Consider the following 16,892-nt stretch of genomic DNA (forward strand, 5'->3'; position numbering starts at 1 on the left):
GAACGAGGTAAGCAATGAAGCATACGAGCAAGCGACTCCACCGAAACCTGCTGCTTGCGGTGGTTGTCGGCGCATCCTGGCATTCCGGCGCAGCGTGGGCCAAGGGAGGTTGCTATCACTCCGCCGATGGCTACTACCAGATCGGGCAGACCGCGCAGATCACCGTCACCAACGACATGCTCCCCGGAACCATCGTCCGTGACGAGAAAGCACACGGCGATGGCAATGTGCTGGCGACGTGCGCGGAAGGCGAGGCGACATTCGAAGGGGCCTACAGCAGGGTCACGGTCAATGGCCTCGTACCGTTGACCGTCGATGGAAAGGACTCCGGCTTCGGTGTCGAACTCTACATCGACGAACTTCAGGAAGGCACCAGCTTTTCATTTCCGCATACCTATCAACGCACATTCAAGCTGGGTGAGCCGGTGCGTAGCAACCATGCCGACATCGGGTACCGTATCGTCCGTACGGCGGGTCCGGTGGAATTCGGCGCCTTCGACAGGTTGATCATCGGTCAGCAATGGACATATCAGCCTAACGGTGCGGCGACGAAACCGTTCCGTCACATGAAGATCTATGACCTGACGCTCATCCGTCCGGCGTGCAGTATCGTCTCGGAGGATCTCAACCAGACGGTGACGCTAGGCCCCTTCAACACGGGCAACTTCGCCACACCCGATCGGGCGACACGATGGGAAGCCTTCCATCTGAGGGTGGAGCAGTGCCAGGAGCCGGTGGGCCTCGTCGCCAAGTTCACCTTCGGCGATCCCAGTGATGCGGTCGTCGGCCAGCCGGATCTGTTCACGCTCGACGGCCCCGAGAATGTCGGGCTCGAACTCGCCGATGAGACTGAAAAGAATATCGCTCCGGGTGCCGAGACCCGATTCAATGCCTTGGGCACCGGCGAGATATATACCTTCAATGCGCGCTTGCGCGAGATCCGCCCGACCGTGCGGGGTGGCCGTTTCAGCCGCAGGGTCAGGGTTCTCGTCGAGTTCATGTAACCCCTCAGTACTCCGCCGTGAGGGTGTGGAAGGGCTTGGCGAACCTCACGCCATCGGCATCCCATTCCTTCACCGCCTTGCCATCGGCGGTGACCTTCACGGGCTTCGCCCGCCCAGGCCAGAACACCCGCACCGGGGTTCCGGCGCGAATGCCCTTGTCGAGTGTCACTGTTAAGGTCTTGCCGTCCCTGCGTGCGGTCATGCTCAACGATCCATAGGCGACGGGTAGCCGCGTTACCGAGAGGCCGCTTCCCGCCACCCACGATGCCGGCACTCCCGGCAGAAGGTACAAACCGTCGTCGGCTTCGCGCATCAGCATGCCGAAGATGGTGCGCGCGTACTCGGAGCCGATCCAGGTATGCGGCATGTCGCCGAGATAGCCGGGATGGCGCAGCCGCGAATGAACCACCTCGGCCCACATGTTCCATTCGGGCGGCCGGCGATCGCGAACGACATCGGCGAGCAGTTCGGCGGCGTCGTCCGGCCGGTCGAGATACACGTAGGTCAGCACGTTGCGCAATTCATACGGGGTGTATGCGAACAACTCGCCCGGCGCTTCGCGCTTGCGTACGTCGGCAAGGTAACGGTCGAAAGTCCGGACCAGCGCATCGTGTGGCAGGACGTCCATCTGTCCCGCCGGGTCGAGGGCGATCGACACGCTGGTGGGGTCGCCGTCGCCGAGATCCGCGGCGGCGGGAATGGTATCCACGCCTTTCCACGCCATCGTCGTCTCGATCGACTTGCGCAGCGACTCTCGCAGGGCGGCGTACTGTTCACGCGCATAGGCGGCCAGTTCCTTGTCGCCCCATTGGTCGGCCAGCCACGCACCGTCATGCCAGCCCTTCAACGCCCAGTAATCGTCCCAATAGCTGTGCGTGGGGCTGGAATAGCCTTCGTGGCTGATCGAAGGCGCGATGATCCCGTGGAAGCGTTCCGGCGCGGGCAGGTTCGACAGGTAGCCCGGCACCATCGTGCGTTCACGCAGCTCCTGCATGAAACGCATCGCGGCACGAACCTTGGGGAGATAATCCTTCACGCTCGCAGGGCCACCACCGAAGCGGGCCACGTCGGCGACGAGGTTGATGAATTCCCCTTGGCTGTCGTATTCGATGTCCGAGCCGAAGCCGCGGTTCACGCTGCCGTCGGCGTTGAGGATCGGTGAAACAAGGCCGTTCTCGTGCACCGCATGTGCCGCGTACCAGTCGAGGTAGTCGCGTGCGGTCTTGACCTCGCCCATGCGCAACAGGATCGAGGCGGTCGCGGCGCCGTCGCGGATGAACGAGCGATTGTAGTTGCGCGGTCCCGCCTGCATGGCGTGGCCGGTCTGGTTCACGAGCATGTATGCCGCCTGCGACCGCAGGATATCCACGAGCGACTTGTCCGGCAGCGAAATGCCCACGCCGCCGAGGCGCTTCTGCCATTCGTCGGATACGTTGTCCGCCAGCGTGTCGTATCCGGCGGCGGTGAAGAGCGAACGGTCAATCGCCGGTGGCTCGGGCAGATGACCGTTCGCATCGGCCGGTGCGTTGCCGAGTGGGAAAGCCAGTACGACGTCACGCTGCTCGCCGGGCTGAAGGTGCACGCGATAGCCGAGCAGTCCGGCGGCGAGACCGTCGGCGTCGTGGGCTTCCCTCGCGCCGGGAGCGGTGCCGGCGGCCGCGTTCGCCGTGATCTCCGTCTCGCCATGCGCGCCGAAGGGAGCGGCCCCGGCCTGGTCCACCGGCGTGAGCGAGGTCAGTAGCGTCCGCCCTTCCACGCGCACGTTCGTGCTCGCGCCGGTGCCGGTGATCGCGATGTCGTGGATCGGCGATGCGCCACCATTTTGCCAGGGCGGATTCACCTGGATCGGACGCACGACCAGGGACAGCGTGCCATCGACGGGAGTGGCGCCGGCATTACGGAGGCGATGACGCAGAAGCACGACCGGCTGGCCGTTCCCTTGCACCGCGATCGCCTCGCTGGTCATGGACAAGCCGGGTTGCACGGTCCAGCTGACGGATGGCATGGGTTTCCAGCCGTCGCGCAGCGCGTGTGATCTTTCGGCACCGTCGGAGACCGCAGTGCGGCCGGAAGCGTCGCGCCAGATCGCCTGGATCTGTGGGCCACCCTTGAATGGCTCGATATTGCCGTATTCGTCGAAGATCGACTTCTGTAGCCCGGCGGGCACGCCGACGGCCGTCCAGTACACCTGCTGCATGTGCAGCGAGGAAGGGAACAGCGTGGCGTTGGCGCGTGAAGCGGCTACCTGGTACCGCTTCATCGGCGTCATGGCACGGAGCGGGCCGAGGAAGCGCAGGCGTTTGATCCGAGGCGAGGCGCCATCCTTCGCGCCGACGACGAGACGCAACGCACCGACGTTCCGCGCCTCACGCGCCGCGAGGTAGGAACTGTCGCCGAGGCTACCGGGATCGCTGTCGAGAGTGGACCATGCGCCCGTGGCGTCGCGTCCCTGGAGCGTGGCCCCGTCGCGCGGCCCATCCCAGAGAACCTCGATCCCGGCGATATCCAGCGGACGGGGCAGGGTGACCTCGAGTTGCCGTGTACCGCCCGGGCCCTTGCCGACGATCCCCCGTGCGTGGCCGTCGGACCAGAGCGAGGCGCCATCATCCTTGCCATCGAGGCCGGCGATGCGCGCCGCATCGGCTGCCGCGAACGGTTCGAACTCGAACACGGAGACGCCCCAGTCCGCCGTGCGCGCAGGCGCGGCGAGGCGTACGAAGCGTGCCTCGGTGGCGGGGAATACGAGGTACTCCGTCCCGCCTGGCGAGTCGGTCACGGTATAGACGGGATGGAAATCCTTGCCATCCACGGAGGTCTGGATGGAGTACGCGGCGGCGAAGCCGCTGTCCCAATGGATCCGCACACCGCCGACCTTCGCTACCTTGCCCAGGTCCACCTGGAACCACTGGCCCGGGCTGAAGGCGCCACCCCAGCGCGTGGTCTCATCGGTGTCGATCGCGTGTTCGGGCGCCAGCGCGGGTACCTGCTGGGAGGAGCTGCTCGCCTTCCATTCCGCGCGTGGCGGCAACCGGTCGGCCGCGAACGCGGGGGTGGCCAGGAGGGTGGCCAGGGCCAGGCTCAGGCGCACGGAGCGCGGGAAAATGAGGACGTGCATTCGTTCTACCTCCGGGGAGGCCACCAAGCCTAGGCACGTAACGCAATGTAACCAACCCTTCGGCGCTAGAATCGATGTCCCAGCGGAAAAGAAACGTTCGCCATGCGCAACCCATTACAGGAACAACTTCTCAAGGCCGGCCTGGTCAAGAAAGACAAGGCCGCCAAGATCGTGCGCGACCAGGCCAAGCAGCGGCAGGGCAAGGCGCCGCCGCCTCCGGCCGATGATTCCATCGACGCACGCAAATTGCAGGCGGAACGTGCCGAACGGGACCGGGCCCTGGCCGCCGAGCGCAACGCCGAGGCCCGCGCGAAGGAAATCCGCGCCCAGGTGCGCCAGATCATCGAGACGACCAAGGTGAAGCGCGAAGGCGACAGCGCCTATCGTTTTCCCGATGGCGACAAGATCGCCAGCATTTTCGTCAACGACGCGCTCCGCGCGCAACTGGCATCCGGCGCGCTCGCCATCGCACGTGCCGGCGAGGGCTACGAATTGATTCCCCGCTTGCCCGCCGACAAGATCCACGCCCGTGCGCCGGACATGATCGTGCTCGACCACGGGCGCAAGGAGGGCGCGGCGGCGCCGTCGGAAGAAGATGTCGACGACTACTACAAGCAGTTCGTCGTGCCCGACGACCTCATCTGGTGAGGATGCGATGACCGTTCTCGTCACAGGCAGCGCTGGCCATCTCGGCGAAGCGCTCGTGCGCCGCTTGCGAGCGGACGGCCGTGCGGTGAAGGGCCTGGACATCAAGCCCTCGCCGTACACGGACATCGTCGGTTCCATCGCCGACGAGGCCTTCGTGCGTGATGCCATGTCCGGCGTCACCCGCGTGATCCACGCCGCCACGTTGCACAAGCCGCACGTCGCGACGCATTCCAAGCGGCAGTTCGTCGACACCAACGTCGGCGGCACGGTGGCGCTGCTGGAGGCCGCGGTGGCGCATGGCGTGCGCTCGTTCGTTTTCACCAGCACGACGAGCGCATTCGGCGCGGCGTTGTCTCCCGCGCCCGGCGAACCGGCGGCGTGGATCGACGAAGACGTCGTGCCCGTGCCGAAGAACATCTACGGCGCGACGAAGATCGCCGCCGAGGGCATGTGCGAACTGGTGGCCCGTAAGGACCGCCTGCCGGTGCTCGTCCTGCGGACCTCGCGCTTCTTTCCCGAAGACGACGACAATGCCAGCGTGCGCTCGGCATACGGCACGCTGAACATGCAGGCCAACGAACTGCTGTATCGGCGAGCCGACATCGAGGACATCGTCGAGGCGCATCTGTGCGCACTCGACAAGGCGCCGTCGCTAGGATTCGGTCGCTACATCGTTTCGGCGCCGACACCTTTTTCGCGGGACGACGTCGCCGCGTTGCGCCAGGACGCAGCCGCCGTGGTGCGAGGGTTGTTCCCGGAGGTGGATGCGCTCTATTCGGCGCGTGGGTGGAAATTGCTGCCGTCGCTGGACCGCGTCTATGACAGCGCCCGCGCCCGTCGCGACCTTGCCTGGACGCCGAAGCGCGACTTCCCCTTCGTGCTGGAATGCCTGCGGCGCGGTGAGGATTTTCGTAGCGACCTGGCGCGGACTATCGGCGTGAAGGGATATCACGACGAGGTGTTCGCGGAAGGGCCGTATCCGGTGTTGGGCTGAGGCGATCAAGTTGCCGCCACCTTCCGCTCGTGCCGCAACAGCCAGTCCTTCCGCCATAACCCACCGCCATATCCGGTCAGCGACCCATCCGCGCCGATCACCCGGTGGCACGGGATGATGATGGCGATCTGGTTGGCCCCGTTGGCCCGGGCGACCGCCCGGACCGCCGTGTGCCGTCCCGCCGCCGCCGCGATCTCCGAATAGCTGCGTGTCGTCCCCGGTGGAATGGCGATCAACTCGTCCCACACCGCCTTGGTGAACACCGAGCCATGCAGGGCGAGGGGCGTCTCGAAGGCCAGCCGGGTTCCGGCGAAATAATCACGCAGCTCCGCCTCGATACGGTCGATGACCGGCGTGCGGCCGAACGTGATCGTGGAACGGCTCGCCTCGCGCAAGCGTTTCAGTTCGGTGGGCAAGGCGGCCCGGTCGAAGAACTCGAGCAGGTGCAAGGCACGGGTATCGGCCACCGCCAACATGCTGCCGATAGGGGTTTCGATCCAGTCGGCCTTGAGCAGTTCGCGCCCGCGCAGCTCCACCGGGCTGTCGCCGATCAGCTTGACGATGGCTTCGCGGAAACCGCTGCCGGAGTCGTAGCCGGCCGACTGCTGGGCGTCGATGACGCTGGCTCCCGCCGCCAGTCGATCCATGCCACGTCCGGCCCGGCGCAGGCGGGCCATGTCGAGGAAGGTGAGGCCGAGGTGACGCTTGAAGGCCCGGCGCACAGTGGAAGGATCATGGCCAAGGCGGACGAGGTCGTCCTCGGACCAGATCCGCTCCGGCTCGTCTTCCAGCCGCCGAAGCAGGGCCGACACCACGGGTTCGCGCTGGCCCACCGGGTCGAGGGGGCGGCAGCGAAGGCAGGGCCGGAAGCCGGCTTCGAAGCAGCCGGCGACGGAGTCGAAGAAGCGGGTGTTTTCGAGCTTCGGCTTCCGCGCGGGGCAGGTGAGCCGGCAGAAAACGCCCGTGCTGGTCACGCCGACGAAGACATGGCCGTCATAGGCGGGATCACGCTCGAGCAGGGCCCGGTAGAGGGTCTCGTGGTCGGGGAGGTCGAAGAGCATGCGACATAGGGTACGCCGTGCCGGAGGGGCACGGCGCCGAAGATCGGGCGGCTATTCGGGGACGATCCGCCCCCCTCAAGCCTTGTTCCGGTCCGTCTCGAAGGCCTTGTTGATGCGCAGCGCCAGCAGGGTGCAGGCCACGCCGGAGAGCAGATAGGCGCTGACCGCGACCAGGCCGAAGCGGGCCGAGAGGCCCAGCGCCACCAGCGGAGCGAAGGCCGCGCCGATCAGCCAGGCGAAGTCGGAGGTCAAGGCCGCGCCGGTATAACGGAACCGCTTGGCGAAGTTGGCGGTGACGGTGCCGGCCGCCTGGCCATAGGAAAGGCCGAGCAGGGCGAAGCCGACGATCAGGAAGGCATCCTGGGCGACCTTGCCGCCACCCAGCAGCCAGGGCGAGGCGATGGCGAACAGGCCGATCAGCACGGCCATCGTGCCCAGCGTGTTGCGGCGGCCGACCTTGTCGGCGATGACGCCCGAGGCCACGGTGGCCAGGATCGCCACGAAGGCACCGACGATCTGCACGATCAGGACGTTGTTGATGTCCTGCGAGCGATTGAGGGAGATCCACGACAGCGGGAAGATCGTCACGATGTGGAACAGCGCGTAGCTGGCCAGGGCGGCGAAGGCGCCGATGAACAGGTTGTAGCCCTGTGCCTGGATCATCTCGATGATGCCGATCGGCTCCAGCTCGCGCTCTTCCAGGAGCTGGGTGTATTCCTCGGTGACGACCAGGCGAAGGCGGGCGAACAGCGCCACGACGTTGATCGCGAAGGCCACGAAGAAGGGATAGCGCCAGCCCCAGCCGAGGAAATCTTCACGGGACAACTGGGTATTGAGGAAGAGGAACAGCGAGGCGGCGATCAGGAAGCCGGTCGGGGCGCCGAGCTGGCCGAGCATGGCGTACCAGCCGCGGCGGTTCTTCGGTGAGTTCAGCGAGAGCAGGGAGGGCAGGCCGTCCCAGGAACCGCCCAGCGCAATGCCCTGCAAGAAGCGCAGCACCGACAGAATCACAATGACCGTGTAGCCGTTGGACGTGTTGGCCGGCAGGAAGGCGATGCAAACCGTGGAGGTGCCCAGCAGGAACAGGGCGGCGGTAAGCTTGGTGCCCCGGCTCCAGTTGCGCTGGATCGCCATGAACAGCGTCGTGCCGAAGGGGCGCGCGATGAAGGCGAACGAGAAGATCGTGAAGGCCAGCAGGATCCCGTCCAACTGGCTCAGGAATGGAAAGAACACCGACGGGAACACGAGGACGGACGCGATGCCGTACGTGAAGAAGTCGAAGTATTCCGAAGCGCGGCCGATCACCACGCCCACGGCGATTTCGCCTGGGGCAACGGCGGCATGGCTGGTCTGGTGCTGGCGGCGGACGTCGTTCTCGGCGCCTTCCGCGGCATTGTGATGGGCGTGTGAAATGCTCGACATCGTATTCGGCCCGCTCGGGGAGGTGGATGGCAGGATAGCCAAGGATCGCACTACTCGGCTTGCAGGGCCATGGGACAAAGTGTCCTATGGCCTGCGCAGGCGTATCGGCGTATTTTTTCGTGTCCCCACGGTTGCCTCCATCATGCGAATGTCCATGAAGATGTTGCGCGGATTGCTGATCCCCGCCCTGGCCCTGCTCTTGTCGGGCTGCGATGCCGTGCTGCTATCCCCCTCGGGCGACATCGCCCGGCAGCAGCGCGACCTGATCATCATTTCCGTGGTGCTGATGCTGATCATCATCGTCCCGGTGATCGCGATGATCCTGATCTTCGCCTGGAAGTACCGGGCGTCGAACGAGGCGGCCCGCGCCGAATACGCCCCGGACTGGAACCACTCCACGGTGCTGGAGCTGCTGATCTGGGCGGCCCCCCTGCTGATCATCATCGCCCTGGGCGCCGTGACCTGGACCAGTACCCACAAGCTGGACCCGTACCGGCCCCTGGAGCAGATATCCCAGGGCCGCACCGTGGCACCCGGCACGAAGCCCCTGGTGGTCGAGGTCGTGGCGCTGGACTGGAAGTGGCTCTTCCTCTATCCGGAGCAGGGCATCGCCACGGTGAACGAGATGGCGGCCCCGGTGGACCGTCCCATCGAGTTCCACATCACCGCCTCGACCGTCATGAACGCGTTCTTCGTGCCCTCGCTCGCCGGCATGATCTACGCGATGCCGGGCATGGAGACCAAGCTCCATGCGGTCATGAACAAAACCGGCGATTTCGAAGGCATTTCCGCCAATTACAGCGGCGCCGGCTTCTCCGACATGCGCTTCCGCTTCCATAGCCTGTCCGACGCCGATTTCGACGCCTGGGTGGCGAAGGCCAAGGCGAGCGCGGACCAGCTCGGCCGCGAGGACTACCTCAAGCTCGAACAGCCGAGCGAGAAGGAACCGGTCCATTACTACGGGACGGTCACCCCCGGCCTCTACAACGCCATCCTCAACCGCTGCGTCGAATCCAACCGCATGTGCATGAACGACATGGCGGCGCTCGATGCGCGTGGTGGCCAGGGCGTGGTCGGTGCCTACAACGTGACCTCGCTCGACGCCGCGACCCGCGCGCGAGTGGGCCTGGCCGACGCCCGCCAGCGTTATGTCGGTGCCCTGTGCGTCGGCAACGGCAGCGCCGGCCAGCCGATGACACCTGCCGGACGTCCGCTCTAAGAGCGGCGGCCTCCTCAGAATTCAAGCCTTGCCGAGTCCGGTAATGAACATGCCCGATCTAGCCAAACTGATCTTCGGACGCCTCACCCTCGAGGCGATCCCGTACCACGAGCCGATTCTCGTCGGCACCTTCATCGCGGTCGCCATCGGCGGTATCGCCCTGCTCGCCGTCATCACCCGGGCGAAGCTGTGGGGTTACCTGTGGAGCGAGTGGTTCACCAGCATCGATCACAAGAAGATCGGCATCATGTACATGGTGTTCGGCATCGTGATGCTGCTGCGCGGCTTCTCCGACGCCCTCATGATGCGCGCCCAGCAGGCGATCGCGTTCAACGGCAACCCCGGCTTCCTGCCCCCGCACCACTACGACCAGATCTTCACCGCCCACGGCGTGATCATGATCTTCTTCGTGGCGATGCCGCTGGTCACCGGCCTGATGAACTACGTCGTGCCATTGCAGATCGGCGCGCGCGACGTGGCCTTCCCGTTCCTCAACAACTTCAGCTTCTGGATGACCGTCGCCGGTGGCATGCTGGTGATGGCCTCGCTGTTCGTGGGCGAGTTCGCCCGCACCGGCTGGCTGGCCTATCCGCCCTTGTCCGGGCTGGCGCAGAGTCCGGATGTCGGGGTCGATTACTACATATGGTCGCTACAGGTGGCCGGCGTGGGAACGACCCTCTCCGGCATTAACCTGATCGCCACCATCGTTAAGATGCGCGCGCCGGGCATGTCCATGATGAAGATGCCGATCTTCACCTGGACGTCGCTGTGCACCAACGTGCTGATCGTGGCGGCCTTCCCGGTGCTCACCGCGGTGCTGGTGCTGCTCTCCCTCGACCGCTACGCGGGCACCAACTTCTTCACGAACGACTTCGGCGGCAACGCCATGATGTACGTGAACCTGATCTGGATCTGGGGTCACCCCGAGGTCTACATCCTGGTGCTTCCGGTCTTCGGCGTGTTCTCCGAGGTCGTCTCCACCTTCAGCCGCAAGCGCCTCTTCGGCTATGCGTCGATGGTGTACGCCACGGTGGTCATCACGGTGCTGTCGTACCTGGTGTGGCTGCACCACTTCTTCACCATGGGCTCGGGCGCGAGTGTCAACTCGTTCTTCGGCATCACCACGATGATCATCTCGATCCCCACGGGCGCGAAGATCTTCAACTGGCTGTTCACCATGTACCGCGGTCGCATCCACTTCGAGGTGCCGATGCTGTGGACGGTGGGCTTCATGGTCACCTTCGTGATCGGTGGCATGACCGGCGTGATGCTGGCGGTGCCGCCGGCCGACTTCCTGCTGCACAACAGCCTGTTCCTGATCGCGCACTTCCATAACGTGATCATCGGCGGCGTGATCTTCGGCTTGTTCGCCGGTATCAACTACTGGTTCCCGAAGGCCTTCGGTTACAAGCTGGACCCGTTCTGGGGCAAGTGCTCGTTCTGGTTCTGGCTGGTGGGCTTCTACCTGGCCTTCATGCCGCTCTACGTGCTCGGCTTCATGGGCGTCACGCGCCGCATGAACCACTTCGAGGACCCGTCGCTCGCCATCTGGTTCCGCATCGCCGCCTTCGGCGCGGTGCTGATCGCGCTCGGCATCGGCTCGTTCCTGGTCCAGCTGTGGGTCAGCTACAAGCGCCGCGACGAGTTGCGCGACGTCACCGGCGACCCGTGGCACGGCCGCACCCTGGAATGGTCGACATCCTCGCCGCCGCCGGAATACAACTTCGCGTTCACCCCCGTCATTCACGAATCGGATGCGTGGTGGGACATGAAGGAGCGTAACGCCGGCCGCCGCACCGAAGGCTACCTGCCGATCCACATGCCGAAGAACACCAGTGCCGGCATCATCATCGCGGGCTTCGCCTTCGTGCTCGGCTTCGCCATGATCTGGCACATGTTCCTGATCGCCGGCATCGCCTTCGTGGCCCTGCTGGTGACCGCGATCGGCCACACCTTCAACTACAAGCGCGACTACCACATTCCCGCCGATGTCGTGGCCCGGACCGAGGCCGCCCGCACGGAAGAGCTTGCCGCCCATGTCTGATATGAACGCCACGCCCTCCGCCGCCGTCGCGGACCAGGACATCCAGTTCTGGATGAAGGAAGACCACCACCCGGCCAACGGCACGTTGCTCGGGTTCTGGATCTACCTGATGAGCGACTGCCTCATCTTCGCCTGCCTGTTCGCCACCTATGGCGTGCTCGGCCGCAGCTATGCGGGTGGTCCTTCGGGGGCCGACCTGTTCGAACTGCCGCTGGTCGCGATCAATACGACGATGCTGCTGCTGTCTTCGATCACCTACGGCTTCGCCGTGCTGGAGATGCAGAAGAACCGCAAGGGCACGATGATGGCCTGGCTGGTCGTCACCGGCCTGTTCGGCGCCACCTTCCTCGGCATCGAACTGTACGAGTTCGCGAACCTGATCCACGAAGGCGCCGGTCCGCAGCGCAGCGCGTTCCTGTCGTCGTTCTTCACCCTGGTCGGTACCCACGGCCTGCACGTGACCTTCGGCATCATCTGGCTGATCACCCTGCTGTTCCAGGTGGGCCGCTTCGGGCTCACGCCGGCCAACAAGCGCCGCATCATGTGCCTGTCGATGTTCTGGCATTTCCTCGACGTGGTCTGGATCGGTGTCTTCACCTTCGTTTACCTGATGGGAGTGCTGCCGTGAGCGCGCACATCGAATCGCACGACCACCCACAACACGATCACCACGACCACGACGACGGGCACAGCCACAGCACGCTGAAGGGCTACATGACGGGGTTCTTCCTCGCCGTGGTGCTCACCGCCATCCCGTTCTGGCTGGTGATGGGCAAGGTCATCCCGAACTCGCAGACGCTGGCGGTGGTGATCCTCACCTTCGCCGCGATCCAGATCGTGGTGCACATGATCTACTTCCTGCACATGAACACGAAGTCGGAAGGCGGCTGGAACATGCTGGCGCTGATCTTCACCCTGGTGCTGGTCGTGATCACGCTTTCCGGTTCGATCTGGGTCATGTTCCACCTCAACTCGAACATGATGCCGGGCATGTCCCATGACATGACCGAGCAGCAGGTGAAGAACCTGCCTTGAGCGTGGAAGGCGCCGACGACACCACGACGCCGCGCCGACCGCGCGGCGTCTTCGTTCTGGGCTTGCTGGCCCTGCTGGGGGCGCTGTTGTTCGCGACGTTCGTCGCGCTGGGCATCTGGCAGGTACAGCGCCGGGCGTGGAAGCACGACCTCGTCGTCCGCGTGGATGCGCGGGTGCACGCGGAACCGGTGGATGCACCGGGTCGCGGCCAGTGGCCGGTGGTGAGCGCGTCCAACGACGAATACCGCCGGGTGAAGCTCGTCGGCCGCTTCCTGCAGGACAAGAGCGTGCGCGTTCGGGCGAGCACCGAACTCGGCATGGGCTCATGGCTGCTGACGCCACTGCGCTTGCGCGGTGGCGATGTGGTGATCGTGAATCGTGGCTTCGTTTCGCCCACCTGGTGCGGGGGCAAGGCCGCTTGCACCCCGGGGCCGTCGGGGGAGACCTCGGTGACCGGCCTGCTTCGCATCAGCGAGCCGAAAGGCGCGTTCCTGCAGCCGAACCGGCCGGCGGAGGATCGCTGGTTCTCGCGTGACGTGGCCGCCATCGCCGCGGCGAAGGGTCTCGACGATGTGGCGCCGTATTTCGTCGATGCCGATGCGGCATCCTCGCCGGGGCGCGGCGAGGGCAACGACGGCCCGGTCGGTGGACTCACGGTCATCGCCTTCCCCGACAACCACCTGATGTACGCGATCACCTGGTTCGCCATGGCCCTGCTGACCCTGCTGGCGGCATGGATCGTCTGGAAAGACGAACGGCGCAAGCGCCGCGCCTGATCGTCCGCACCCATCGCCGCTGAAGCGGCTTCCCACCAAAGCAGAGGCTCCCACCAAGGCAGAAGCGGGCTCCCACCAGAGCGGAAGTCGGTTTCTATCAGAGCGGAGGTCGGCATTTCAATTTCAGGGATGCCGTACGTCTTGTAGGTATGCAGCCTCGCTACCCCCACAGCGCGCCCTTCGACGACCTGCCGCTAGGCTGGACGTCGCCCCGCCAGGATCGCGGCCCCCTGGGCCTGGTATTCGACCATGCGCGGCGGCGCGCGATCTTGCGACGCTCCCGGCCCATGCCGGAACGACGGCTCGCTTATCTCCTGCGCACGCTCACGGCGTTTCGCCGCCAGGCCCAATGGCTCCGGCTGGTAGGTGCATCGCGTGCGATGCGGGTGGCTGCCGAGTTCAACCCGCGGGTGTACGAGCGCTGGCAGTCGCACTACATCTCGCGGTCTTTCGATCTCGACGCCCGCGCGCGGCTCATCGAAGCCCACTATCGCTTCGTGGCGCGCGAGTTCCCCGAACGCTTGAGCAACCGCCTGCTCAAGGGCCATGACGTGAGGCTTGCCACGCTCCCACTCGGCGATGGCGAAGTGGCCTACCTGCATGCGCGGGCGCCGGAAAGCGAGTGCACGGGGGAGCTCGGGTTGTACCTGTTGAACGGCGACAAGGAGGTGATCTCGTCCTGCGCGATCACCTTCGGTGGCGCGGAGGGGCTACTCGTCGGCGCCATGCGTGGCTCATGGGCCTATCTCGGCCGTGGGGCGATAGCCCGGTTCAGCCGGGCCAGCGGCGGCCTGCGCCCGCGTGACCTGCTGTTGGCGGTGGTGCGTGCACTGGCCACGTATTACGGCGTGGAGCGCGTACGCGGCGTGTCGTGCGCTGCGCATCCACTGGACCGCCGTGCCGGCGTGACAGCTGCATCTTACGACAGGTTCTGGCGCCGCCACGGCGGCGTGCCGGGTGCCGATGGCTGCTACGACATCCCCCGTCTCGGCGGATCGAGCGGACGTGCCGAGCGTGACGCATTCCGCCGCGAGGCATGCGAGGTCGCGCTGAAGGCATTCGCGAAATCGGTTGGCTGACGAATCCGAGCCGTTAGAAGTCGTAGGTGCCGGTGAGCAAGACCACACGCCCTTGTCGTATCGGAACGAAGGTCTCGTCGAAGTTCACGGCGTACAGCGTGCGCGCGAAGAGGTTCTTCACGCCGAGCGTGAGCCGCCAGTGCTCGCCGTAGCGCGATACGTTGGTTTCCACGCTGGCTTGCCCGGGGATGCCGAAATATCGCCCGTCCGAACTCGTGCGGCCGAGGCTGCGGCTGCGGGCGAGAATGCCGGCCGCCACGCCCCACGGCTTCACCGTCCCCTCGCCGAAGCGGTAGCTCGCCCATACGGCCGCCTGGTGCTTCGGCGCACCGGTCGGCCGGGTGTCGTCGTGGTTGCTGATGTGCGCTTCGGTGAGGCTGGCGAGCACGTCGAGCCCGGGCGCGACCTGCCCCGCGAATTCCAGTTCCAGGCCGCGGTTGGTCTGGCCCGGCCCCGGCGTCGCGAAGAACGGCGGTTCGGGCGAGACGAGGTCGATGCTGTGGTCGACGTGGATGCGGTAGAGCGCCGCCGTCAGGCGCGCGCGCTGGTCGAACAGGTCGAACTTCGCACCGAGTTCCACCTGGCGCGAGGTGGCCACCGGTAGCGGCTGGCCGTCCTTGCCGAGCAGGGGATCGGGCTGGAAGCCGGTGGAGGTGTCGGCGTAGACGGCGATGGTGGGCGAGATCTTGTAGACCACGCCCAGCTTCGGAATCCATCGCGACTTGTGCACCCGGCGGGGTGAACCGTCCTGCCAGCGCGTCTCCAGTTCGTACTGGGTACGGCGCAGCGCCACCAGCACGTTCCATTGCTCGCCGATCGCCATCTGGTCCTGCAGGTACAGGCCCGCGTTGGTCTGCCACGAACCGCCCAGTGCTTGCACCGTCGTGCTGACCGGCGACACCAGCGCGTTGAATTTCGCGGAAAAATCGCTGCTGCTGCGCAAATCGTAGGCAAGCGGGCGAGTGACGATCACCGCGTCGCTGTTCGAGGTATCCGCCGTGACGCCTTCCTCGGTACTGCCGCTGCCGTTGTCGCCGGCGTGTGTCCGCGCCAGGTCCAGCCCCATCAGCACGGTGTGCGTGACGTCGCCATGGCGGAACGTGGTGCTGAGGTCGTTCTGCCAGGTCCAATACGTTCCCGAATAACGGAAGCGGCGATCCACGGCATCCAGCGCCCCGGCGAACCCGCTGGCGAGATAGGACTGGCTGCGGCCGTCGCTGCGCTGGCGCACGTACTGGCCCTGGCTGTGGAAGGTCCAGTCATCGCCGAATTCATGATCCAGCTCGAATACCGCCCGGCTCGTACGATAGGTCGATTCGTCGGTGGGATCGGCGGACAAGGAACGGTAAGGCTTGGCGGTGGACAGACCGGGACCCAGCAGCACGGTGTGGTCGGGGCCGGGTACGCGGTTGTCCACGAACTCCAGTCCACCCATCACCCGCGTCTGCTCCCCCTGCCACGCCAGTGACGGGGCGAGATAGGCGCCCCTGCCGCCGCCGAAGCCCTGCGGCGTCTTCTCGCCGCGCTGGCCCGCCGCCACCAGACGGTAGGTCACGCTGCCGTCTTTCGAAGCGGCGCCCGCCAGGTCGAGGCCGAGCCGCGCACCGTCGTACTCACCCAGCGAATAGGTCAGCGTGCGCACGGGCTGGGCCTGCGGCCGCTTCATCACGACGTTGATCGAGCCACCGAAATTGTTGTTCTGCGAGGCGTCGCCCAGGATGGCCTCGGGGCCACGCAGCACTTCCACGCGCTCGATGCCGATCAGCGGGGGAAGATCCTCGGTACGGGCGATACCGTTGGGCATGCCGTCGGTCATGCCGTGGCCGGCATCGAAGCCGCGGATCAGGAAGAGCGGTGAGCCGCCATAACCGTCCACGTATTGCACCCCCGCCACGTAGCGGGCGACGTCGCCGATATCCAGTGCCTGCTGCGATTCGATCACGTCCCGGGTCACCACGGTGACCGACTGGGGTACGTCGGTGAGTCGCGCTTCGTTGCGCGTGACGGTGCGCGTGGTGTCGGCCTTGAAGCCCGTGTCGGAAACCAGCCCTTGCACGTCCACGGTGGCAAGTGGCACGACGGTGCCGGGATCGAACGCGACGTCGGGATCCACCGGGGCGGGTGTCGCGTTGTTGGGTTTCTGCCGCTGCCGGACCACGACGGTGCGCTTGTCGTACGACTCGCGTTGCAGGTCGGTGCCTTCGAGCAACTCGTCGAGCGCGGCATTCGGAGTCAATACACCCTGCGCGCCACCCGAGCGCCAGTTGGCGATCGAGCCGGAAGCGGTCAGGACCTGCACGTTCGCTTGCTTCCCCCAGGCCAGCAACGCCGTGGCCAGCGGTTGCGGCGCGATGGCGAATGGCATGGGGGTGGACGGGCCGTCGGCAGGTGCTTCGGCCGCCCCGGCGGCATGCGCCGAGAGAGCCAGCGCGAGCGCGCCGGTGAGTGCGCGCCGGCGCCCGCGAAGCATGTACTGCAAGACTTGCGGCCCTTGT

13 protein-coding genes are annotated in these 16,892 nt (G+C 65.8%); 9 read left to right on the top strand and 4 right to left on the bottom strand.

What is annotated here, in order from left to right:
- The first annotated feature begins 14 nt into the window (after window positions 1–14).
- A complete protein-coding gene (locus tag AB6730_RS10555) occupies window positions 15–1,004 on the top strand; it encodes a fimbrial protein (RefSeq protein ID WP_371023568.1) in 990 nt (329 codons plus the stop codon).
- Between the two features lie 4 nt (window positions 1,005–1,008).
- On the opposite strand, the gene AB6730_RS10560 is transcribed toward AB6730_RS10555, so the two are convergent.
- Window positions 1,009–4,119 (bottom strand): discoidin domain-containing protein, encoded by a 3,111-nt coding sequence (locus AB6730_RS10560; RefSeq protein ID WP_371023569.1) that lies wholly within the window; start codon window positions 4,117–4,119, stop codon window positions 1,009–1,011.
- 102 nt (window positions 4,120–4,221) lie between these two features.
- On the opposite strand from AB6730_RS10560, the gene AB6730_RS10565 reads away from it, so the two are divergent.
- Window positions 4,222–4,767, top strand: coding sequence for a DUF2058 domain-containing protein (locus AB6730_RS10565; RefSeq protein ID WP_371023570.1), 546 nt, complete (start codon window positions 4,222–4,224; stop codon window positions 4,765–4,767).
- 7 nt (window positions 4,768–4,774) lie between these two features.
- Complete coding sequence (locus AB6730_RS10570) at window positions 4,775–5,761, top strand: NAD-dependent epimerase/dehydratase family protein (protein ID WP_371023571.1); 987 nt, start codon at window positions 4,775–4,777, stop codon at window positions 5,759–5,761.
- Between the two features lie 5 nt (window positions 5,762–5,766).
- On the opposite strand, the gene AB6730_RS10575 is transcribed toward AB6730_RS10570, so the two are convergent.
- Both AB6730_RS10575 and AB6730_RS10580 read right to left on the bottom strand, forming a co-directional pair.
- Window positions 5,767–6,822 (bottom strand): bifunctional transcriptional activator/DNA repair enzyme AdaA, encoded by a 1,056-nt coding sequence (locus AB6730_RS10575; protein ID WP_371023572.1) that lies wholly within the window; start codon window positions 6,820–6,822, stop codon window positions 5,767–5,769.
- 75 nt (window positions 6,823–6,897) lie between these two features.
- Window positions 6,898–8,244 (bottom strand): MFS transporter, encoded by a 1,347-nt coding sequence (locus AB6730_RS10580; protein WP_371023573.1) that lies wholly within the window; start codon window positions 8,242–8,244, stop codon window positions 6,898–6,900.
- Between the two features lie 154 nt (window positions 8,245–8,398).
- On the opposite strand from AB6730_RS10580, the gene cyoA reads away from it, so the two are divergent.
- The 6 genes from cyoA to AB6730_RS10610 all read left to right on the top strand — a co-directional run bounded on the left by cyoA (window position 8,399) and on the right by AB6730_RS10610 (window position 14,397).
- Window positions 8,399–9,463, top strand: a complete 1,065-nt coding sequence (gene cyoA / locus AB6730_RS10585) for a ubiquinol oxidase subunit II (protein WP_371023574.1) — start codon at window positions 8,399–8,401, stop codon at window positions 9,461–9,463.
- A gap of 70 nt (window positions 9,464–9,533) precedes the next feature.
- Window positions 9,534–11,507 (top strand): cytochrome o ubiquinol oxidase subunit I, encoded by a 1,974-nt coding sequence (cyoB, locus tag AB6730_RS10590; RefSeq protein WP_371023694.1) that lies wholly within the window; start codon window positions 9,534–9,536, stop codon window positions 11,505–11,507.
- A 52-nt stretch (window positions 11,508–11,559) separates the two neighbouring features.
- Entirely contained in the window at window positions 11,560–12,135 is a 576-nt protein-coding gene (gene cyoC, locus AB6730_RS10595; protein ID WP_306849505.1) for a cytochrome o ubiquinol oxidase subunit III, read from the top strand.
- Window positions 12,132–12,542, top strand: coding sequence for a cytochrome o ubiquinol oxidase subunit IV (gene cyoD, locus AB6730_RS10600; RefSeq protein WP_371023575.1), 411 nt, complete (start codon window positions 12,132–12,134; stop codon window positions 12,540–12,542). Before cyoC ends, cyoD begins: the two co-directional genes overlap by 4 nt.
- A gap of 2 nt (window positions 12,543–12,544) precedes the next feature.
- Entirely contained in the window at window positions 12,545–13,318 is a 774-nt protein-coding gene (locus AB6730_RS10605; protein ID WP_371023695.1) for an SURF1 family protein, read from the top strand.
- Window positions 13,319–13,467: 149 nt separating this feature from the next.
- Window positions 13,468–14,397, top strand: coding sequence for a DUF535 family protein (locus AB6730_RS10610; RefSeq protein WP_371023576.1), 930 nt, complete (start codon window positions 13,468–13,470; stop codon window positions 14,395–14,397).
- A gap of 13 nt (window positions 14,398–14,410) precedes the next feature.
- Here the strand turns inward: AB6730_RS10610 and AB6730_RS10615 are convergent, their stop codons facing one another.
- Window positions 14,411–16,867, bottom strand: coding sequence for a TonB-dependent siderophore receptor (locus AB6730_RS10615; protein ID WP_371023696.1), 2,457 nt, complete (start codon window positions 16,865–16,867; stop codon window positions 14,411–14,413).
- Window positions 16,868–16,892 lie beyond the last annotated feature (25 nt).

Source organism: Luteibacter sp. RCC_6_2, from assembly GCF_041360655.1.
Lineage (GTDB): Bacteria > Pseudomonadota > Gammaproteobacteria > Xanthomonadales > Rhodanobacteraceae > Luteibacter.

Bases quoted from the DNA above. Each gene is read 5' to 3' on its own strand.
- AB6730_RS10555 (WP_371023568.1), top strand. From the start codon at position 15: ATGAAGCATACGAGCAAGCGACTCCACCGAAACCTGCTGCTTGCGGTG.
- AB6730_RS10560 (WP_371023569.1), bottom strand. From the start codon at position 4,119: ATGCACGTCCTCATTTTCCCGCGCTCCGTGCGCCTGAGCCTGGCCCTG.
- AB6730_RS10565 (WP_371023570.1), top strand. From the start codon at position 4,222: ATGCGCAACCCATTACAGGAACAACTTCTCAAGGCCGGCCTGGTCAAG.
- AB6730_RS10570 (WP_371023571.1), top strand. From the start codon at position 4,775: ATGACCGTTCTCGTCACAGGCAGCGCTGGCCATCTCGGCGAAGCGCTC.
- AB6730_RS10575 (WP_371023572.1), bottom strand. From the start codon at position 6,822: ATGCTCTTCGACCTCCCCGACCACGAGACCCTCTACCGGGCCCTGCTC.
- AB6730_RS10580 (WP_371023573.1), bottom strand. From the start codon at position 8,244: ATGTCGAGCATTTCACACGCCCATCACAATGCCGCGGAAGGCGCCGAG.
- cyoA (WP_371023574.1), top strand. From the start codon at position 8,399: ATGAAGATGTTGCGCGGATTGCTGATCCCCGCCCTGGCCCTGCTCTTG.
- cyoC (WP_306849505.1), top strand. From the start codon at position 11,560: ATGAAGGAAGACCACCACCCGGCCAACGGCACGTTGCTCGGGTTCTGG.
- AB6730_RS10610 (WP_371023576.1), top strand. From the start codon at position 13,468: ATGCAGCCTCGCTACCCCCACAGCGCGCCCTTCGACGACCTGCCGCTA.
- AB6730_RS10615 (WP_371023696.1), bottom strand. From the start codon at position 16,867: ATGCTTCGCGGGCGCCGGCGCGCACTCACCGGCGCGCTCGCGCTGGCT.